Annotated in this window: 16 protein-coding genes; 8 read left to right on the top strand and 8 right to left on the bottom strand. The window is 73.8% G+C overall.

Going from position 1 to position 19,563, the window contains the following annotated elements:
- Positions 1-177: 177 nt before the first annotated feature.
- The 3 genes from ABD901_RS06970 to ABD901_RS06960 all read left to right on the top strand — a co-directional run bounded on the left by ABD901_RS06970 (position 178) and on the right by ABD901_RS06960 (position 4,237).
- A complete protein-coding gene (locus tag ABD901_RS06970) occupies positions 178-1,437 on the top strand; it encodes a glycosyltransferase family 4 protein (RefSeq protein ID WP_345123543.1) in 1,260 nt (419 codons plus the stop codon).
- 185 nt (positions 1,438-1,622) lie between these two features.
- A complete protein-coding gene (locus tag ABD901_RS06965; RefSeq protein ID WP_345122493.1) occupies positions 1,623-3,272 on the top strand; it encodes a protein kinase domain-containing protein in 1,650 nt (549 codons plus the stop codon).
- Positions 3,273-3,343: 71 nt separating this feature from the next.
- On the top strand, positions 3,344-4,237 hold the full coding sequence (locus tag ABD901_RS06960; protein ID WP_345122491.1) for a Gfo/Idh/MocA family protein: 894 nt from the start codon (positions 3,344-3,346) through the stop codon (positions 4,235-4,237).
- A 46-nt stretch (positions 4,238-4,283) separates the two neighbouring features.
- Here the strand turns inward: ABD901_RS06960 and ABD901_RS06955 are convergent, their stop codons facing one another.
- On the bottom strand, positions 4,284-8,213 hold the full coding sequence (locus ABD901_RS06955; RefSeq protein WP_345122489.1) for an SCO7613 C-terminal domain-containing membrane protein: 3,930 nt from the start codon (positions 8,211-8,213) through the stop codon (positions 4,284-4,286).
- Positions 8,214-8,321: 108 nt separating this feature from the next.
- Between ABD901_RS06955 and ABD901_RS06950 the strand changes: the two genes are divergently transcribed.
- Positions 8,322-8,621 carry a hypothetical protein gene (locus tag ABD901_RS06950; protein ID WP_345122487.1) on the top strand — a complete coding sequence of 100 codons (300 nt, stop codon included), beginning with the start codon at positions 8,322-8,324 and terminating at the stop codon, positions 8,619-8,621.
- 23 nt (positions 8,622-8,644) lie between these two features.
- Here ABD901_RS06950 and ABD901_RS06945 read toward each other — a convergent pair whose 3' ends face one another.
- The 5 genes from ABD901_RS06945 to ABD901_RS06925 all read right to left on the bottom strand — a co-directional run bounded on the left by ABD901_RS06945 (position 8,645) and on the right by ABD901_RS06925 (position 13,283).
- Complete coding sequence (locus tag ABD901_RS06945; RefSeq protein WP_345123541.1) at positions 8,645-9,277, bottom strand: response regulator; 633 nt, start codon at positions 9,275-9,277, stop codon at positions 8,645-8,647.
- A gap of 526 nt (positions 9,278-9,803) precedes the next feature.
- A complete protein-coding gene (locus ABD901_RS06940) occupies positions 9,804-11,456 on the bottom strand; it encodes an ATP-binding protein (RefSeq protein ID WP_345122485.1) in 1,653 nt (550 codons plus the stop codon).
- 1 nt (position 11,457) lies between these two features.
- Complete coding sequence (ung, locus tag ABD901_RS06935; RefSeq protein WP_345122483.1) at positions 11,458-12,132, bottom strand: uracil-DNA glycosylase; 675 nt, start codon at positions 12,130-12,132, stop codon at positions 11,458-11,460.
- Between the two features lie 75 nt (positions 12,133-12,207).
- Positions 12,208-12,840 (bottom strand): class F sortase, encoded by a 633-nt coding sequence (locus tag ABD901_RS06930; protein WP_345122481.1) that lies wholly within the window; start codon positions 12,838-12,840, stop codon positions 12,208-12,210.
- Complete coding sequence (locus ABD901_RS06925; protein WP_345122480.1) at positions 12,837-13,283, bottom strand: hypothetical protein; 447 nt, start codon at positions 13,281-13,283, stop codon at positions 12,837-12,839. The genes ABD901_RS06930 and ABD901_RS06925 overlap by 4 nt, the downstream gene beginning before the upstream one ends.
- Positions 13,284-13,495: 212 nt before the next feature.
- On the opposite strand from ABD901_RS06925, the gene ABD901_RS06920 reads away from it, so the two are divergent.
- Both ABD901_RS06920 and ABD901_RS06915 read left to right on the top strand, forming a co-directional pair.
- Positions 13,496-14,779 (top strand): citrate synthase, encoded by a 1,284-nt coding sequence (locus ABD901_RS06920; protein WP_345122478.1) that lies wholly within the window; start codon positions 13,496-13,498, stop codon positions 14,777-14,779.
- A gap of 122 nt (positions 14,780-14,901) precedes the next feature.
- On the top strand, positions 14,902-15,561 hold the full coding sequence (locus tag ABD901_RS06915) for a hypothetical protein (RefSeq protein WP_345122476.1): 660 nt from the start codon (positions 14,902-14,904) through the stop codon (positions 15,559-15,561).
- Positions 15,562-15,879: 318 nt separating this feature from the next.
- Here the strand turns inward: ABD901_RS06915 and ABD901_RS06910 are convergent, their stop codons facing one another.
- Positions 15,880-16,263, bottom strand: a complete 384-nt coding sequence (locus ABD901_RS06910) for an STAS domain-containing protein (protein ID WP_345122474.1) — start codon at positions 16,261-16,263, stop codon at positions 15,880-15,882.
- 35 nt (positions 16,264-16,298) lie between these two features.
- Positions 16,299-17,264: a sodium:calcium antiporter gene (locus ABD901_RS06905; RefSeq protein ID WP_345122472.1), complete on the bottom strand. Its 966-nt coding sequence runs from the start codon at positions 17,262-17,264 to the stop codon at positions 16,299-16,301.
- Positions 17,265-17,602: 338 nt separating this feature from the next.
- Between ABD901_RS06905 and ABD901_RS06900 the strand changes: the two genes are divergently transcribed.
- Positions 17,603-18,397 carry a hypothetical protein gene (locus ABD901_RS06900; protein WP_345122470.1) on the top strand — a complete coding sequence of 265 codons (795 nt, stop codon included), beginning with the start codon at positions 17,603-17,605 and terminating at the stop codon, positions 18,395-18,397.
- Between the two features lie 299 nt (positions 18,398-18,696).
- Complete coding sequence (locus ABD901_RS06895; RefSeq protein WP_345122468.1) at positions 18,697-19,317, top strand: hypothetical protein; 621 nt, start codon at positions 18,697-18,699, stop codon at positions 19,315-19,317.
- Positions 19,318-19,563: the final 246 nt, after the last annotated feature.

Raw genomic sequence — 19,563 nt, 5'->3', positions numbered from 1 at the left:
TCGCCGGGCAGGATGAGTCTCAAACCCACCCAACGGCTCACGCGCGGGGGCGATACCGCGCGTGTAATCGCTGCCGTGCGTGGGTATCTGGGCGAGCGTTTTGATCAACGATCACTTGGGGGCGGCCACGTGAGCGAGACCATCGGGACCGGGAACCGACAACCGTTGCGCATTCTGATGCTCTCGTGGGAGTACCCGCCGGTGGTGGTCGGCGGCCTCGGCCGGCACGTCCACGCGCTGGCGACGTCGCTGGTGACGGCGGGCCACGAGGTGACGGTCGTGACGCGGCACGCGCCGGGCGCGCCGCTGGAGGAGTACGCGGAGGGCGTGCGCGTCGTGCGGGCCGCCGAGGACCCGCCGCTGTTCCCGCTGGCGACCTCGACGCTGCTGGCGTGGACGATGGCGTTCAACCACACCCTCACCCGGGCGGCGTTGCGGGCCGCGGCCACGGGGGAGTACGACCTCATCCACGCGCACGACTGGCTGGTCACCCACACCGCGGTGACCCTGAAGGAGTGCCTCGACCTGCCGCTGGTGGCCACGATCCACGCCACCGAGGCGGGACGGCACCAGGGCTGGCTGCCCGACGAGATGAACAAGTGCATCCACTCCGTCGAGTGGTGGCTCGGGCACGAGGCGTGCCGCGTCATCGTGTGCTCGGAGTACATGCGCTGGGAGGTCACCCGGCTGCTCGACCTCGCGCCCGCGCGGGTGTCGGTGGTGGCCAACGGCGTCGACGCCACCGTGTGGCGGGCCCCGTCGCGGGCGGTCAACGCCGCCCGGGCGCGCTTCGCCGCCGACGGGCCCCTGCTCGGCTACGCCGGACGGCTGGTCTATGAGAAGGGCGTGCAGGACCTCATCGCCGCGCTGCCGGAGCTGCGCGCCCGGCACAACGGCCTGCGGGTCGTCATCGCCGGTGACGGCCCGCACCGCGCCGAGCTGCAGGAGGAGGTGCGCCGGCTGCGCCTGCAGCGGGCGGTCAGCTTCGCCGGCTTCATGGGCGAGGGCGAGCTGCCCGCGCTGATGGCGGCCACCGACGCGCTCGTCGTGCCGAGCATCTACGAGCCGTTCGGCATGGTGGCCCTGGAGGGCGCCTCCGCCGGGGCGCCGCTCGCGGTCGCCGCCACCGGCGGGCTCGCCGAGATCGTCGAGCCCGGTGTGACCGGCGTGACGTTTCCGGCCAAGACCCCGGAGGCCCTGGCCGCGTCGGTCGGCACCCTGCTGGAGGACGAGCCGTTCGCCCGCCGGGTCGCCAAGCAGGCGCGATCCATGGTCAGCGAGCGGTACGGCTGGCCGATCATCGCCGGCAACACCGCCGACGTCTACGCCACCGCGATCACGGAGGCCCCCGGCTTCGCCGCGAAGCAGGCCGCGGCCTTCCTCGAGCACGGCCGCCCGCAGATCGTCGTACCGGAGGGCAACCTCCTGACGCTGTAGCCGGCCGAGTCGGTACGGTGCGAGGCTGATACATCGGATTTCCGACCCTGTTCCGCACGTCCGTTGACCGCCCCGGCGAGGGATTTGCCGGGGTCGGTCACATTTTGGGTCTCGCCACCGCGAGGGTTCCCCGGTACGGTTTTCCAGGTACAGCGACCGGAGTCGATCAGGAAACGGCAACTGGGTTGAGCGGCAGCGCCGACGAGGTCCTCGGCAACAGGTACCGGTTGATCGCACCCGTCGGCACCGGCGGCATGGCGGTCGTCTGGCGGGCCCGCGACCTCGTCCTCGACCGGGACGTCGCGATCAAGCTGCTCGCCGGCGAGCTCGCGAGCAAGCCCGGCAACCGGGAGCGGATCCGGGCCGAGGCCCAGGTGGTGGCCCGGCTGCAGCACCCCAACATCACCGCCGTGCACGACTACGGCGAGGCCGGCGACCTCTCCGCGGGCCGCAACGGCCGCCGCCCCTATGTCGTCATGGAGCTGCTCGAGGGCGAACTGCTCTCCGACCGCCTGCGCTCCGGCCCCATGTCGTGGCGCCGGGCGACGCAGATCTGCGCCCAGGTCGCCGCCGGCCTCGCCGCCGCGCACGAGCGCGGGGTGGTCCACCGCGACATCAAGCCGAGCAACGTCATGCTCACCGCGGCCGGCGCGAAGATCCTGGACTTCGGCGTCGCCGGCCTCACCGGCTCGTACGACCCCGACGACGAGCGCGACGGCACCGTCTTCGGCACCCCCGCCTACCTCGCACCCGAGCGGCTGCTCGGCGGCGGGGTGATTCCCGCCACCGACGTGTACACCGTGGGCCTGCTCGCGTACCGCTGCCTCACCGACCGCCTGCCGTGGCACGCGGACACGCCGACGCAGATGATCGCCAACCACGTGTACGAGCCCCCGCACCCGCTGCCGGAGATCCCCGGCATGCCGGGCGAGGTGGCCCGCCTGGTCGGCCGCTGCCTGGCCAAGGACCCCGACGCCCGCCCGCCGGCCGTCGAGGTCGCCAGGGTCCTGGCCGCGGCGACCGGCATCCACGTGGTACTCCCCGGCGAGGACGGCTCCTCGACGCAGGAGGTCCACGTCCCCCCGACGGCGGAGCTCGAGGCCCCGCGCCGCGCCCTGCCGGCACCCCGCCGCGAACACCGCGACCACCGCGGCACCCGCCGCACCTGGGCCGCGATCATCGCCACGGTGGCCGCCGCCGGCGCCACGACCGGCATGATCATCTGGAAGCCGTGGGCCCCCAAGCCCGGCTGCAACATCGACTTCTACATCCACCCGCAGCTCACCGACGGCGGCGACATGCCGTTCGAGGCCCGGGTCAGGGTCTCCAACGTCGGCAACCGCACCCTCGACCCGTGGACCCTGCGCTTCGTGTTCCGCGGCGGCCAGGCCGTCGAGCGCATCGAGGGCGTCGGCAGCTACGAGCCCGGCGTCGGCGCCCAGGTCGTCACCGGCCAGGCCCCGTTGCCGCCCGGCAAGGCGATCACCTTCGGCGTGTGGGGCCACGGCGGCCAGCCCGGCCCGCCCAGCGACTTCTTCCTCAACGACGTCGCCTGCGACCAGCGCAACGACATGCGCGGCCCGCAGGAGCAGCTCCCCGCGATCACCGAGATCGTCGACGCCCCGCCGGAGAAGTCCCGCCCGCCGGTGCAGCCCGGCGGCCCGCCGCCGCGCAACCCGTACGACCCGAACGACCCCAACGGCCGCCCGCCCGGCGGCGGAGGCGGCGACCCGAACGGCCGCGACCCGAGCCACCGCGGCGGCCCGCCCGGCCAGACGCCCCGCACCACCACCCCACCCGCCCAGCGCTCCCGCCGCCGCGCGGCCCGGGTCTGACGGCACGGTTCGCCGGGCGACCCACCTCGGCCGGTGATCGTCGCCGGCCCGCCTTGGGGAACAATGGTCCGATGCGATTCGGCGTTTTGGGCACGGGACACTGGGCGACGGTCACGCAGGCGGCCGCGCTCTCCACACACCCCTCGGCGACGCTCGCCGGCGTCTGGGGCCGCAGCCCCGACAGGACGGCCGACCTGGCCTCGCGCTACGGCGTGCCCGCCTACGGCGACGTCGACGCGCTGCTCGCCGACGTCGACGCCGTCGCGATCGCCCTGCCGCCGGACGTCCAGGCACCCCTCGCCGTGCACGCCGCCAAGGCCGGCAAGCACCTGCTGCTCGACAAGCCCCTGGCCCTGGACCCGTCCGCCGCCGACGAGGTGGTCGCCGCCGCGAACAGCGCCGGCGTCGCCACGGTCGTGTTCTTCACGAACCGCTTCGTCCCGTCGATCGAGACCTTCCTGCGCGACAACGCCGCCCTCGGCGGCTGGTATGCGGCGCACGGCACCATGTACACCTCGATCTTCCAGGCCGGCAACCCCTACGCCGGCTCGGTCTGGCGCAAGGAGCACGGCGGCCTGTGGGACCTGGGCCCGCACGCCCTGTCCGTGATCCTGCCGCTGCTCGGCCCCGTCGTGGACCTCTCCGCCGCCGAGGGCCCGCGCGACACCGCCCACCTGCTCCTGCGCCACGAGGGCGGCGCCGCGAGCACCCTCTCGCTCACCCTGGACGCCGCTCCGGACGCGACGAGCTTCGGCTTCTCGTACTTCGGCGAGCACGGCGCCACGACCCTCCCCGCCTGGGACACGACCCAGGTCGAGGCCTTCGGCACCGCGGTCTCGGCCCTGCTCGACGCCGCCACGACGGGCGTGCCGCACGCCTGCGACGCCGCGTTCGGCGCCCAGGTGGTCCACATCCTCTCCGCCGCCGAGCGGGCCCGCCGCACCTCGACGATCGTCGCCGTGTAGCGCCGGGCCGCGAGCGGGCCGGCACCCGCGGCCCGCTCGCGCCCGCCTACCGCATGCGCCCCATCGCCGCGCGCAGCCGCGCCAGGTCCCGCAGCCGCCGCTCGTACGTCACGGCGAACCCCACGAGCAACGCCCCCGCGACCGCAAGGGGCGCCCAGCGCGGCAGCTCGTCCCAGTACAACGCCACCTCGTGCAACGCGACCAGCACGAGCACCGCGCCGCCGACGACTATGGGCGCCCTGAGCCGCAGCCGGGCCCCGGCCAGCAGAACCGCCACGGCCACCGCCCCGAGCACCAGCCGCCGCACCGGATCCCCCGGCGAGACGACCACCAGCGCCGCACTGGGCACAAACCCGGCGAGCAGCCCCGGCCCGAACGCGGTCCAGCTCGGCACCGCCGCGTCCCGCCCCGCCACGACCCACCCGGCCACCACGGCCGCCAGCGCAACCGGCACGGTGTAGGCCTCGGCGAGCGAGACCCCCTCGTTGGCGAGCACCAGCTCGTACGCGAGCACCTCCGCCGCGATCGCCAACCAGGTGTGGACGCGGCGCGCCGGCCCCGCGAGCGCCCGCAGCCCGAGCGCGACCCCCCAGAGCCCGACGACGCCGGCGGCCGCGCCCGCGTACCCGGTCGTGAGCAGCACGGCCACGACCGCGATCCCGTGCGCGACGCTCTCGAGCAGCCGCCCCTCGAACCCGGCCGCCCACGCGCCGCGCACCACAACCGGTCTCCCGGAACCGGCCGCGCCACGGCCGGGGACCGCCGGGCCAGGGGCGGGCGTACCGGCGACGGGCGCCGGAGTCGGCTCCGGCAGCGGCGTGCGCCCGGAATCGGCTGCGTCACCGCCCGGCAGCGCCGAGCCGGCGGTCGGCATCTCGGTGACGGGCGCCGGAACCGGGTCCGGCAGCAGCGTGCGGCCGCGCAGCAGGCGCCCGGCAGCGAGGGCGAGCGCGGCCGCGAGCAGCACCCAGTACGCCGCCGCCCGCAACGGCAGGTCCGCCGCCCGGGCCGCCGCGAACGACAGCCACCCCGCGCCGACCCCGGCGACGGCCCAGGGGATCGCGCGGGCGGCCACGGTCCGCCCGGCGAGCCCGCCGAGGACCGCGGCGGCGACGATCGCCGACAGCCCGGCCAGCGTGGCCGCGGGGGTGGCGAGCAGCCCGGCCAGCCCCGGTACCACGCCGAACCAGCACGTCACCGCCCCGACAGCCACGCCGAGTGAGGGCCGGCGCAGCGCCGCGCCGAGCCCGGTGACCAACCCTGCACCGAGGGTGACCGCCGGCACGGTGGGCCAGGGCGCCTCGAGCGCGACGCACCCGAGCATCACGGCCAGGCTCGCCGGCGGCGCCGCGAACCCCCACCGGTCCGCCCCGACCCGCCGGGCCACCGCCACCAGGAGCCCGGCCAGGACCGCGAGGGTGCAGGCCGCCGCTCCCGCCCCGAACGCGCCGTGTTCAGTGCCCCACCATCCGGTACCCCCAGAGCCGACCCCCACCCCACCCGGCGCCCCGCTCCAGATCGCCCCGAGCCAGCTGAGCGGCCGCAGCAGCACCTCGCCCACGGCGGGCACCAGCGAGACCACCGCCAGCAGCAGCGGCACGACCCCGGGCGCCGCATGCACCAGCCGCGCCCCTTCGCCCCCACCCGCGCCGTGCGACAGCCGCTTCCCTTCCGCGGCGCCGCCCGCCGCGTCGCCGTTCGCGTCGCTGGGGCCCGACGCGCCCTTGCGCTCCGGCTCCGCGGCGTCGGCGGGCGGCGTCGCGGCACCCTCGGAGTTCGTCTTCGCGTCGTCGTCCGCGGCGGGCGCGGTGGAGGGCGACGCGGCGGGAGACGGTGCGGGCGGCCAGGGCGCGTGGCGGAAGGCGCGGGCGGCGAGCCAGGTGGCGGCGAGGGCGGCCGCGGCGTACGTGCCGAACCAGGTCGTGCCGCCATGCTGCGCGGACTGCACCGACGCGGCCACCGTCACGGCGGCGCCGGCCGTGGCGGTGGCGATCGTGCCGGCGTTGTCGGCGCGCTCGCGCATGGCGAACGCCGCCGCGGTCACGGCCGCCAGGCCCGCCGTCGCGCCGAGCAGGGCGGGCGGAAGGGGGCCGGATCCTGCGGTACCGATGCGCAGGAGGCGGAAGGCGGCGGCGGCCGTGACGGGCAGCGTGAGCAGGGCCACGACGGCGGCCGGGAGGCCCAGGCCGCGATCGGCGGCACGAAGCGCGACCACTGTGGACAGTCCGCCGAGGACCGCGTAGACGACCAAGGTCGCCGCCGGCGTGGCGAGGCCGACGAGCGCCAGATGCGCGGCCACGAACGGGATCGCGGCGGCCGCCATGCGGTCGGTGCGCAGGGCGGCGCCGATGAGCACGAGCAGTACCACCGCGTCCACAATGGACACCACGGACGTGTTGACGGCCGTGGCGGCCGCGGGGGCGGCGAAGGCGACGAGGACGGCCGACGTCCACGGTACGGCGCGGTGGCGCAGCAGCAGCCAGAGCGCGGCGCCGAGCAGTGCCAGGCCGGCGGGCTCCTGCCAGTCGAAGAGCTGGTACGGCAGGACCGGCGGCGCCGGGGCCGCCGGCGGGCGCCAGGCGGGCAGCGCGCGGGCGGCGGTCTGCACGGCGGCGAGGACGGCGAGGTACACGTACGGGGCGCTGAACCCGGCCCCGACCACGATCGCGCCCACCCGCGCGCCGCGGCGGACCCGTTGCGGCACAACGGTTGCGGCGGCGGCGAGCAGCAGCGCGAGGGCGGCGAACGCGGCGTACCGCTGGTGCGGGAACACCTCGGCGACCAGCCGCGCCCCGGCCATCGCCACGATGCCGACGGCGATCCCGGCGCCCGCCTGCGTCGTGCCCTCGTGCGCCAGCCCGGCCACCACGACGAGCGCCGCGAGCAGCGCCATGACCCCGCCGATCCGCAGGGCCGCGGGCACACCGTCCACAGTGGCCAGTGCGTGCAGCGCGGGCGGCAGCGCCGACAGCACCGCGACGCCCGCCGCGATCCAGGCGAGCCGCTCCACGGTACGACCGATCAGCACCCCGAGCACCGCAACGCACACGAACACCAGCGTCCAGCCGGTCGCACCGAACCCGCGGTGCAGCGCGAGCAGCGGCAGCACGGGCAGCACCGCGACCACGGCGGCCAGCCGCGCCGCCCGCAGCCGGGTCAGCGCCGCGTACCCGCCGGCCACCGCCGCCGTCGCCGCGAACACCAGCCCCGAGTACGTCGTCGGCATCGCGGCCCGCGCGACCCCGCCGAGGTCGGCGTACCACGCGGCGTACCCGTCGAGCAGCACCAGCAACACCCCGAGCGCCGCGAACGTCTCGGCGGTGGCCCGCAGCCCTCGCCGCAGCGCGACCGGCGGCACCGCGAGCGTCAGCAGCGTGACGACGCCGAGGATGGCGGCCCGCCCGAGCACCCCGAAGCTGGCCCACGCCACGGCGGCGAAGACGATGGCGGCGCTGCCGAGCAGTAGCCCGCCGAACACGAACAGCAGGTTCTGCACCGTGCGCGGCGCCGCCTCCGGCTGCCGCCCCGCCGCCTGCGCACCGCCGGGCCAGCCGCTCACCGGCGCCACAGCGTCCCCGGCCCCCGGCAACGCCCGCGCCGCGGCGGCTCCGGTCCCCTGCGGCGATGCCCACCCGGCGGCCGGCTCGTTCGTGCCGCCCTGCGGAGTGCCGGCTACCGGCCCCGGCGCCGGGAATTTCGCAGTACTTGGCGCAACAGGCGGCATTTCCGACCCGGCGGCGACGGCGGCCTTCACGCGGGCGGCGAGCATGTTCCGCTGCGACTGCACGGCGTTGAAGCGCTGCACCGCGGCGCCGTAGCGGGTGCGGGCCGCCTCGACCTCGGCGTACAGCTCGATGGTGCGCCCGTTGAGCCGCACCACCTCCGCGGCGTCGGGGAACGGCGGCCGGCCGCAGCCGCTGCAGCCGCCTTCGAGCTCGGCGGGCGCACCGCAGAACGGGCAGGGATAACTCACCATGGCCCACAGCATGCGGCCGGACAGCGACGCGGCGAATCGGGTGCGCTACTCAACCGAGGCTGAGTACCCCGCCTTCCTGTGCCGCGACACTCGCGGCATGCTGTCGGGATGCGCTTGCTCAGCGAGGCCGAGTACAAGGCGACGATGGAGCCCGAGCCGATACGCCTCGGCCCGGACGCCGACCCCCCGTTCGACTTCTGGCCCTACTTCGACGAGGTCCCGGCGTCCGACCTGGCCGGCCACGACTTCTCGGAGGGCAGCGTCACGTACGCCTGGCACATGCCCGAGGCCAACCTGCAGCACGTCCTGGTCAACTGCGAGCAGCCGAACGTCTTCCTGGTCCTGATCCTGGACCTGAACACCAAGTCCGTCCTGGGCCACTACCTGCTGGACATCTACGGCGTCTAGCGCCCCACGACGAACAGGTTTCTCTATTCGTCCAGCCCTCGCTCGATCGCGTACCGCACCAGGTCGACCCGGCTGTGCAGCTGCAGCTTCCCGAGCGTGTTCTGGACGTGGTTCTGCACCGTACGGTGCGACAGCACCAGCCGCTCGGCGATCTCCCGGTAGGTCACCCCTTTGGCCACGAGCCGCAGCACCTCGGTCTCCCGCTCGGTGAGCCGCGGCGCGTCGGGGTCCTCGGCCCGCGTGACGCTGGCCAGCCGCCGGAACTCCCCGAGCACCAGCCCAGCCAGCCCAGGCGTGAACACCGGATCCCCGTCGGCGGTCCGCCGCACCGCCGCGAGAAACTCCTCCCGCGCGGCGGACTTCACCAGGTATCCGGTCGCTCCGGCTTTGACGGCGTCGAGCACGTCCTGCTGCTCCCCGCTGGCCGACAGCATGAGGATCCGCGCCTCGGGACAAGAGCCAAGAATCCCCTGGATGACCTCGACCCCGGACCGATCCGGCAACTGCAGGTCGAGCACCACGACATCGGGCCGCACCGACCCGGCGATCCGGACGGCCTGCGCCCCTTCCCCGACGGCGGCGACCACCTCGTACCCGCCCTCGTCGAGATCCCGGGCAACCCCTTCGCGCCACATCGGGTGATCGTCGACCACCATCACCCGCAGCTTCGCCCCGACGTCCACCCAAGCACGATAAACGCCGACCACCCTCGGCCTCGCCCCCGAGCCCGCCCGTTCCCACAATCCGCACCCCACGCCCGCACCCCGCACCCCGACCCTCGTCATCGCGCCGCCCGCGCGGTTCCACCCCGCGCGACCCCGGCGATGCGGAAACCACCCCGCCCCACGGCTCCCACCGTCGCGCGGAGAGCCCATCCCGCCCCGCGCGACACGGACGGCACCTCCTCACCGCAGCCTGCGCATCACGGCAAGTTGTCCCGGCCCGACGCGGTGTGGGACAGCGCAGCCAACAGCGTGGGAAGCCGGCGGCGGAGGGCGCGCGGAGGATGACCTCGGCGGAAGCGGCCCGGCAAGGCAACGCGGCTCGACAGGGTGGGGGCGAGTGCGCCCCGGCGGGGCGGGGGAGACTGCGGCCCGGCCCGGCGGGGGCGGGAGAGCGCGGCCCGGCGGGGGCGGCAGCGGGAGAGGAGCGCGGCGCCCGCGGACCGGGCGGGGAACGACGTCAGCGAGGAATGTGCAGCTCGACCTCCGTCCCGGAACCCGGCGTCGACGAGACGGTGACGGTGCCACCCAGGTCCCGGACGCGGCCGCGGATCGACTGGGCCACGCCCAGGCGCCCGGCGCGCTCGGCCTCGGCCAGGCGGCCCTCCGGGATGCCGCGCCCGTCGTCGCGAACGGTGACCGTCACGGTGTCGTCGAGCTCCTCCAGCAGGAGCCAGGCCTTGGCGCCGGCGCCGGCGTGGCGGGCGACGTTGTCCAGGGCGGCGGCGACCGCGGCGGCGACCTCCGCGGCGACGGGGGAGGGGAGCAGGACCGGCGTCGCGGGGGCGGCGATCGTGACCTTCGGCATCGGGGTGGTGGGCGGCGCGGCCTTCGGCGAGGCGTGCGGGTCGAGCAGCGAGCGCAGGTCGACCAGGTCGGCCTCGGGCGACGCGTCCGCGGCGGCGCTCGCGACCGGTGAGCCGGCCACCAGCGAGGCCCCGACCGGCGAACCGGGCGCCGACGGGCCGTAGGGGGACGGCGCCCCGCCGGCGGAACGGCCCGCGGAACCGGACACGCCGGCTTCGGCGGCGTCCCGCTGTGCGACCGGTTCGGCGTGACCAGCAAGACCGGCAAGCCAACGCCAGCCCGATCGGCCACGCATGCCGACGCCCGACAGCGGCCCGGCGTGGCGAGCACGACCGGCAAGCCAACGCCCACTCGATCCCCCAGCCCGAGCGGATCCGGCAGCCGGGACGGAGGAGCCGGCGGGCGGGGCGGCGGAGCGGGCGGGCCCGGCGGAGCGGGCGGGCGGGGCGGCGGAGCCGGCGGCTGGGGCGGCGGAGCCGGTGGGCGGGTCGGCGTGGCGAGGGCGGCCGGGGGGCCAGCGCCAGCCCGGGATGCCGCCTCGCGCGGGCGAGTCCGACGCGGAGGAGGCGGCGCGCGCAGGGGCCGACGTGACCAGGGCGCGCAGCACGGACTCCTGCTCGCCGGCCAGGCGGCCGAGCTCCGCGGCCTCGCCGCCCAGCTCCGTGCCGCGGCGCTGGACCAGGGCGAGGACCTGCAGGACCGAGTCGTGGATGCCGCGCGCCAGGCGTTCGCGCTCGCGCGTGGCGGCCTCGAGCTCGATCGCCTGCTGCATGCGCGACTCGGCGTCGATCGCGAGGCGGGCGATGTGGCCGACGCCGATGCCGGCCAGGATCATGAGGACCGGGCCGTTGGCGGTGGCCTGGCTGATGCCGTCGCGCACGACCACGTCCGCGGCGCTGAGCAGGATGGCGGCGATCGCGCCGCGGCGGCGGCCGCCGGAGATGGCCCAGGCGACGACGGGGCTGGCGACCCAGGCCATCGGCAGGGTCGGTGCACCGACCCCGAGGCCGTCGGGGTTGACGATCCAGCGGGACGCGAGCAGGCAGCCGGCGGCGACGAGCAGGTCGGCGGTGAGCAGCGGCCAGCCGCGGCGCTCGGGGCGCGCGTAGGCGAGGCTGCTCACCGCCGTCCACAGCGCCATGACGGCGACGATGAGCCAGCCGCCGGCGGGCCACGCGTAGTGGTGGAAGTTGTTGAGCATCAGCACGGCGGCGTAGCCGAGCGCGGCGATGCGGAACACCAGCAGCGCCCGCCACAGCGGGCCCACCAGGCCCGGAACCGCCTCTCGCACTCCGCCGCGGGTCATGTCAGACCCAGTGCACCGGCGGCAGGCCGGCCTCGTCGAGTGCGGCGTTGACCTGGCTGAACGGGCGGGAGCCGAGGAAGCCGGCCGGGTTCATCGGGCTGGGGTGGCCGGCCTCGATGACGCGGTGCTGCGGGTTGGTGACCAGCACCGCCTTCTTGCGCGCGTAGCCGCCCCACAGCACGAACACGACCCGCCGGTCGAAGGAGTTGAGTGCGTGGATCGCGGCGTCGGTGAAGTGCTCCCAGCCCTGGCCGGCGTGCGAGGCGGCCTTGCCGGCGCGGACCGTCAGCACCGCGTTGAGCAGTAGCACGCCGTCGGCGGCCCACGGCGTGAGGTCGCCGTTGGCCGGCGGGGTGACGCCGAGGTCCTCGCGCATCTCCTTGTACACGTTGCGCAGCGACGGCGGCACGGGCACGCCGGGGCGCACCGAGAAGCTCAGGCCGTGCGCCTGGCCCTCCTTGAAATACGGGTCCTGGCCCAGGATGAGCACCCGCGCCTGCTCCGGCGGGCAGAGCCGGAACGCGGTGAACAGGTCCGGCAGCGGCGGATACACCGGGCCGGCCGCATACTCGGCCTCCACGAACGTCTGCAGGCGTTGCACCACCTCGAGGTCGAGGTGCGGCTTCATCACGTCACGCCAGCCGGCGGGGAGGAGCTCCAACAGATCCAACGACATGCACGGAACTCTACGAGCCGGGTACGACATTTTGGCGACGCAGGTCGGACCCGCGGGCGGGGGCGCACAACGCCGTCACCCGCTCGAGGTGACCAGCGACGCCGTGACGACGGTGTTGCCGAGGTACCCCTCGCGCTGCCGGTCGAAGGTCCCGCCGCACGTCACCAGCTGCAGCCGCGCGCCGCCGGCCGGCCCGTAGACCTGCCCGGCCGGGAACGCCGTCTTGTCGTACAGCTGCACCGCGTCGACCCGGAACGTCGCCGCCGACCCGTCCTGCCGGTCGACGGTCACCTCGTCGCCGGGCTTGAGCCGGCCGAGCTCGTAGAAGACGGCCGGCCCGGTGGCGGCGGTGTCGACGTGCCCGACGAGCACGGCGTTGCCGCGCTCGCCCGGTGTCGGTCCGCGGCGGTACCACCCGACCTGCCCCGCCTCCGACAGCGCCGGCGGCTGCAGCATCCCGTCCTCGTCGACGTCGACGCGCTCGACGGGCGCGTCGACGCCGATCGCCGAGATCACCACCCGCACGGGCGCGGACGCGCCGGTCATGAAGTTGCCGGTGATCCCCGAGAACCCGGACCCGGCGGGCACGAACGGCGGCGCCGTGCCCAGCGACCGGCCGATCATCGTCACGCCGGCCACCACCAGCGCGATGATCAGCAGCGCGGGCAGCGCCCGCCAGCGCCCGTCCGGCCGGACGAGCAGCGTCAAGCGGTGCGACGCCGCAGCGTGAGCGCGCCCGCGGCGCCGATGACCAGCAGTCCACCGCCGGCGGCCATGAGCGCGTGGTTCGGCGGGCGCGACATCGCCCCGCCGCCGGTGGGCACCCCGCCCGTGGGCGCGACGACCAGCTGTACCACGGCCGACGTGCCGTCCCCGCAGTCGATGCTGACGTTGAATGTCCCCTCCTGGGTGCTGGTCGGGATGTTGACCGTCACGGAGAACACGCCCGAGGTCTTTCCCGGCTCCATCGGGATGCGCTCGGCCAGGCCCAGCGTGGTGCCGGCGACGTCGGCCTCGCGCACCCCGTCGGCGCACACGACGCTGAAGGTGACCGGCCCGCCCGGCGTCACCGTGTCCGGCGAGACCGCGGCGCTGGGGCCGGCGGAAGGGGCAAGCGCGACCGCGCCCAGCGCAGCCAGAAGAGTCTGCATGTCGTACATCTCACGGAAAAACGGGGTGAAGTGGACACACCCGTGCGGGGCGGTGGGACTATTGGGGTAGGAAATGTCGCACTGACGCGCCCCGCCGCGCACTGCACCACGTACATCTGAAATCCTGCCCGAAGGGCGCCATAAGCGCCGGTCGTGGGCAATGGCGGCCGCGGCCAGGAGCCGGACTGCGGGACGAGACGGGAACGACGCGCATGAGTGAGTACAACATCACATACCCCGAGGGCGAGCTCGAGCTCAAGGTACGCAAGGCGACCGAGGGACCGTCGGGCCTGGAGATCGGATCCCTGCTCAAGCAGACCGGCCAGGTCACGCTCGACACCGGCTTCGTCAACACGGCGTCGTGCGTCTCGTCGATCACCTACATCGACGGTGACGAGGGCATCCTGCGCTACCGCGGCTACCCGATCGAGCAGCTGGCCGAGGGCTCGTCCTTCCTCGAGGCCTCCTACCTGCTGATCCACGGCGAGCTGCCCAGCGCCACGCAGCTGCAGAGCTTCACCACCCGCATCCAGCACCACACGCTGCTGCACGAGGAGATGCGCCGCTTCTTCGACGGCTTCCCGCGCGACGCGCACCCGATGGCGGTGCTGTCCTCGGCGGTCAGCGCGCTGTCCACCTTCTACCAGGACAGCCTCAACCCGTTCGACGAGGAGCAGGTGGAGATCTCCACCATCCGGCTCATGGCGAAGGTGCCGACCATCGCGTCGTACGCCTACAAGAAGGCCATCGGCCAGCCCATGCTGTACCCGGACAACTCGCTGGGCTACGTCGAGAACTTCCTGCGCATGACGTTCGGCGTGCCCGCGACGCCCTACGAGATCGACCCTGTCGCGGTCAAGGTCCTCGACATGCTCCTGCTGCTGCACGCCGACCACGAGCAGAACTGCTCGACCTCCACGGTCCGCCTCGTCGGCTCCAGCCAGGCCAACCTCTTCGCGTCCGTCTCCGCCGGCGTCAACGCGCTCTTCGGCCCGCTGCACGGCGGCGCCAACCAGGCCGTGCTCGAGATGCTGCAGGACATCCAGGCCGACGGCGGCGACGTCGCCTCGTTCGTGCGCAAGGTCAAGAACAAGGAGGACGGCGTCCGGCTCATGGGCTTCGGGCACCGGGTCTACAAGAACTACGACCCCCGCGCGGCGCTGGTCAAGAAGGCCGCCCAGGAGGTCCTGGGCCGCATGGCGCAGCCCGACCCGCTGCTCGACCTGGCCATGCAGCTCGAGGAGATCGCGCTGGCCGACGACTTCTTCGTCTCCCGCAAGCTGTACCCGAACGTCGACTTCTACACGGGCCTGATCTACAAGGCCATGGGCTTCCCCACGACGATGTTCACCGTCCTGTTCGCGCTCGGCCGCCTGCCCGGCTGGATCGCGCAGTGGCGCGAGATGATCAAGGACCCCGACACCAAGATCGGCCGGCCCCGCCAGGTCTACACCGGTTACGGCGCCCGGGATTACACCCCGATTGCCGCCCGGTAAAGACCCGCTGCGCCGAGCGGTTCTTGCTCGTTTGTCTACTTGACGGAGATCGACCCCAGCTGTCTCATACATGAGTCCGTCTGGGGTCGTTGTCCGTTTTCGACAGGAGCATTCGGAGCAGCATGAGCGCGCCAACGTTGTCGCCGCTACTCACCGCGGCTGTACAGGACCGCACGTCAGGTGCCACCGGAGTGGCCCGGCAGGTGCTCGACGGCCTGGCCGAGTTCGTGCACGACCCGGCGGCCCTGCGCGCGATGGTGGCACCGCTGCCGGGCCTGCTGCCCGGGTACGCCTCGATGTGGCACATCGCGCGCGCAGCCAACGGCGACGACCCCGGCCCCGCCCTGCGCGCGATCCGCGAGCAGCTCGACCGCGACGTCGAGCGCTCGGTGTCCGTGGCCACGCGGGTGCTGCGGCAACGCGGCGGCTGGGTGCGCACCGCGCCCAGCAGCGCCCTGGTCAAGGCGACGGTGGCCGGCCTGCCCGCCGGCACCGTCGACGCGCCCGGCACCGAGGGCCTCGAGCCCGTCACCGGCATCGGCGGCGCCGACGCCATCAGCCCGACCCGCGTGCTCAACATCAAGGGCACCCTGGAGCTGGCCCGCAGCGTGCCGACGATCGTCGTGACGACGTCGCTGAAGCTGGTCCCGGAGGACGTCTTCGAGGGCCTGGGCTCCCCGCTGTTCGAGCGCATCCCGCTCGACGCCTTCTGGGCCGTCGTGCTCGACGGCGAGCTGCTGACCCCGGCCGAGGCCGGGCGCCGCGCCGCCCGCCTGGGCTGAGCGCCGTGGGAGCGCGCCCAGTCGTCGACCGCCATGCATTGATGTAGCCGAGCAACGGTAAACGTTCTTTCGAGATCCGCTCCGAAACCCTTTTCTGCCAACGGGTTGTGCGATCGTGTGCGGTCGTGTGTTCCACATTGGACAGATCCACACGGTCGGGAAGACGGCACGAATTGGGGGCTGTGCAGCGGCTGGCCGGGGGAGTACATTTCGTGCAACCCAAGGACGGCCGGGGCCGCCGCTTCCCCCGTGGCGGCGGCCCCGGTCCTTGGTCCTGGGGGTTCCCCGCGCTGACGCGGGACCGCGGCCGCGCGGCGCCTAGGAGGTAAAGCCCAGGTCCGCGGGGGCGCCGGAGACCGGCGCATCGTCGGGCAGGTCAGGCAGCCCGAACAGCTCGGTCAGCCCGGTGATCTGCAGCAGCCGGTGCACGAACGGCGACGGGCTGCGCACCTCCATCGCCCCGCCCACATCGCGCGCCTTGTTGTTCACGGCGACCAGCGTGCCGATGCCGATCGAGTCCATGAACGGCACCCGGCGCAGGTCCACGGTCAGCTGGCGCGGGCGGTAGGTCTCCAGGGTGTCCAGCACCACCGAGCGCAGCGCCCCGACCGTCGCCGCCTCCAGCGGCCCTAGGACTTCCACCACGATCGTGCCGCCCGGAACGTCGCCGGAGCGGTGCGTCCGGACCATTGCGTCGCCCATTCGACCCGCGTACCCAGCGCCGGAGGGCGGAAACGTCACGGATTGGCCGAGATCAACAACGGCAGGGTCAGCCCGTAGACGGCCAGCAGGACACAAGCCTCCGGGCGGGTGATCCGGCTACCCCGCTTGAGCAGCAGCCACGCCAGCACGCCCGCCGCGACCATCGCGGTGACCGCGGCGAAGCCGAACGGCGCGATCGTGTCGCGCCCCGCCGCCAGGCCCACCACCGCGCCGCCGATGAGGCTGTTGAACAGGTTGCTGCCCAGCAGGTTGCCGACCATCAGGTCGCCCTCGCCGCGGCGCTGGGCCTGCACCGACGTCATCAGCTCCGGCAGCGCCGTGCCGCCGGCCACCAGGGTGAAGCCGATAAGGGTGTCGCTGACGCCCCACCGGTGCGCCAGCGTCGAGGCGTTGGCCACCACCAGTTGCGCGCCGCCGAGCGTCGCGGCCAGGCCGAGCGCGATGCGGGTCACCTCGACCCACCAGCGCCCCGGCGGCGGCGAGGGCTCCACGAACGCGGCAACGTCGTCGGGCAGCGGGTCGTCCGGCGGCACCCGCGACAGGCGCACCAGCAGGGCCAGCGCGCCGAGGCTCAGCAGCGCCAGCAGTACCCCGGCCACAAGCTTCAGCCCGACCAGGGCGAACGCCCCGAACACGCTGACACCGGCGACCATCAGCGGCGCCTCCCGCACGGGCACCGAGGAGCGCACGAGCACCGGCGAGACCACCGCGACCACGCCCAGGATCAGCGTGACGTTGAGGATGTTCGACCCGACCAGGTTGCCCAGCGCCAGCCCCGCGTTGCCGCGCACCGCCGCCGTTCCCGACACCACGAACTCCGGCGCGCTCGTGCCCAGCCCGATGACGACGACCCCGACGATGACCGGCGCGACCCGCAGCACCGTCGCGAGGCGACCCGCGCCCACGACCAGCTGGTCGGCGCCGACGGTCAGCAGCGCCAGGCCGACGATGCCGAGCCCGGCGACGAACAGGGTCGACATCCGCCTCCTCCCAGCGATTCGTCCGGCGAAACCATACCGGTCCGCCGCGCCGGCCACGCTGCGCCGCCGGTGACTGCGCACTGTCACCCCGCCGTGGCGCTGCAGAGCGGTGTCGAAGGGCTTCGAAGATCGGCGAGCGTCACAGTCGGAAATCCGAAACCGGTTCCGGCGGATTGACCGTCTCCACGGCTGGCGCAAAGCCGCACAGGGCTCTAAAGTTTTCATCGAGACCGGCGTCTTCCCCCGTGGATGCCGGTCTCACCATTTTTCTGGGCACGGGCGGGCTGTCTCCACAATGGACGCCACGGTAGATTGACCCCGGCGGAGGGAGCGGTCGAGTGCCTTGTCCACGTTGCGGAGCCGATAGGGTCGACGTCGCCGGCTACTGCATCAACTGCCGTCTCTACCGCGGCCCGGCCCAGCTCCCGGCCCAGCACCCGGCCTATGCGACGCCTCCGCAGCCCGCGCGGCGCAATCCGCTGCTGATCCCCGGCATCATCTTCGGCGTCGTCTGCCTGGCGCTCGTGAGCGCCGTGATCGTCTATGCCCTGACGTCCGGCGGCGACGAGACCGCCGCGCCCTCCGGCGCCGACGCCAACCCGGTCGTCGAAACCAGCGACACCGCCGCGCCCACGCCGGCCGACACGCCCTCGGCCACCGATGACCCGAGCGCGTCGGCCTCCGCCAGCGCCGGGCCCAGCGCCTCCGCCGCGCCCTGCATCGCCGGCGTGTGGCTGGAGGAGAAGCACGACGAGCAGGTCACCGTGCGCAACACCGGCACGTTCCTGTTCAGCGGCAACGGCGCATACCACCGCTACAGCGACACCGGCCGCGTCGTCATCGACTACGGCGACGGCACGCACCTGCGCGGCAGCAACGGCAGCACCACCTTCGACTACGTCTTCGCGGGCTTCATCTCCTACCAGTACAAGGTCAGCAACGGCGTCATCACGTACTCCTCGCCCCGCCCCGACGGCACGGAGACGTTCATCCGCAACGGCCACACCGACTACAGCGGACCGTTGACGGCCCACGTCCCCTCGCCCCAGCGGGTCAACTGCGGCTCCGTGGCCATGAGCCTCGCCAGCAACATCGCCACCGTCCAGCTGAAGCGGACCAGCCCCGCACCCTGAGCCGCCCTCCGGGGCCGCTGAGCGCCCCGCTGCGGGCTTCAAGAGCCAAAGACGCAGCAGGTGTACCCCATGAGCCTGAGCCGCCCGTCCAGCGTTCGCCCGCCGCGGGGCGCACGAGTATGTGAGCAAACCGTCCACGGTGGAAGCAATCGTCGTCAACCTGACGTACCTCGGGCCCGTCCCGCTCGCCGGCGTGCGGCCCGCGGTCAGTGCCTGATCTGGGATCTTGACCTGAAAGGAAATGCTCTCGGTCCGATAGGCGACGGAAGAACCACAGACGCCGAACTACCGTGCGACACATGACGATCGACTTCCCGCACGGCTGGTGGGGTACGGACCTGGGCGTCGCCCGGGCGAGCGTGGGCACCTACGAGCTCTACCCCACCGAGAGCCTGCCGGTCGTGGACGAGTCGCGCTTCGACGGCACCTTCTCCTGGCTGGTGCCCGATGCGCCGCACGACCCGCTGCGGGCCATGGAGGTCGCCGCCCTCGCCGAGCACATCGCGCTGCCGGCCCCGTTCGAGCGGTTCATGAGCAGCCAGGTCCTGATGGACGCCATCCCGTCCTGCACCGGCTGCGACTTCGACCTCGCACCGCGCCCGGTCCCGAGCCCCGTCGAGCCCGCCGCGCAGCTCGTGCGGTTCCTGCGCGACCAGCGCGACACCGTCATCTGGTACCTCTACCTGCGCCCCGGCGCCGAGCCGTTCGTGATCGCCTCGCCGTGGCTGCTGGAGATCGTCGGCCTCGAGGACGTCGACCGCACCACCCTCATCGCCAACATGGTGCGGGCCGCCGACGGCTTCGAGCAGTTCGTCCACCGCTTCTGGCTGGAGAACTCGCTGTGGTTCAGCGTCAACGAGGGCGACGAGTCCACGGACGAGATGAACCTGTACCTCGCGCACTACACGGCCGCCATTTAATCTCTTGCATCGGCGGCGGCACCGAGCCTATCTTTGAATACGTCAAGCACGCAGAGCGGATCGGAAAGGACCGGACGATGAGCGAGCACCGCGAGTCACGACTGGACGCGCACAGCGCGATCCGTCGCGCCGCGCTGGCCGCGGGTCGCCGGTCGTGGCTGCTCAGCGGCTTGTCGAAGGCCACGGGTAGGTGGCGAGGCTAGGGGACGCCCCCGGCCACGCGAACCGCCCGGAGCAACACCGGGC

This window comes from Dactylosporangium darangshiense, from assembly GCF_039537565.1.
Classification (GTDB): Bacteria; Actinomycetota; Actinomycetes; order Mycobacteriales; family Micromonosporaceae; genus Dactylosporangium; species Dactylosporangium darangshiense.
Note: the sequence above shows the minus strand (reverse complement) of the source record. Positions and strands in the feature narration are given on the sequence as shown.

Coding starts and splice junctions, on each gene's coding strand:
- ABD901_RS06955 (WP_345122489.1), bottom strand. CDS start 8,213: ATGGTGAGTTATCCCTGCCCGTTCTGCGGTGCGCCCGCCGAGCTCGAA.
- ABD901_RS06970 (WP_345123543.1), top strand. CDS start 178: ATGCTCTCGTGGGAGTACCCGCCGGTGGTGGTCGGCGGCCTCGGCCGG.
- ABD901_RS06950 (WP_345122487.1), top strand. CDS start 8,322: ATGCGCTTGCTCAGCGAGGCCGAGTACAAGGCGACGATGGAGCCCGAG.
- ABD901_RS06960 (WP_345122491.1), top strand. CDS start 3,344: ATGCGATTCGGCGTTTTGGGCACGGGACACTGGGCGACGGTCACGCAG.
- ung (WP_345122483.1), bottom strand. CDS start 12,132: ATGTCGTTGGATCTGTTGGAGCTCCTCCCCGCCGGCTGGCGTGACGTG.
- ABD901_RS06920 (WP_345122478.1), top strand. CDS start 13,496: ATGAGTGAGTACAACATCACATACCCCGAGGGCGAGCTCGAGCTCAAG.
- ABD901_RS06905 (WP_345122472.1), bottom strand. CDS start 17,264: ATGTCGACCCTGTTCGTCGCCGGGCTCGGCATCGTCGGCCTGGCGCTG.
- ABD901_RS06910 (WP_345122474.1), bottom strand. CDS start 16,263: ATGGGCGACGCAATGGTCCGGACGCACCGCTCCGGCGACGTTCCGGGC.
- ABD901_RS06945 (WP_345123541.1), bottom strand. CDS start 9,277: ATGGTGGTCGACGATCACCCGATGTGGCGCGAAGGGGTTGCCCGGGAT.
- ABD901_RS06925 (WP_345122480.1), bottom strand. CDS start 13,283: ATGCAGACTCTTCTGGCTGCGCTGGGCGCGGTCGCGCTTGCCCCTTCC.
- ABD901_RS06895 (WP_345122468.1), top strand. CDS start 18,697: ATGACGATCGACTTCCCGCACGGCTGGTGGGGTACGGACCTGGGCGTC.
- ABD901_RS06915 (WP_345122476.1), top strand. CDS start 14,902: ATGAGCGCGCCAACGTTGTCGCCGCTACTCACCGCGGCTGTACAGGAC.
- ABD901_RS06940 (WP_345122485.1), bottom strand. CDS start 11,456: ATGACCCGCGGCGGAGTGCGAGAGGCGGTTCCGGGCCTGGTGGGCCCG.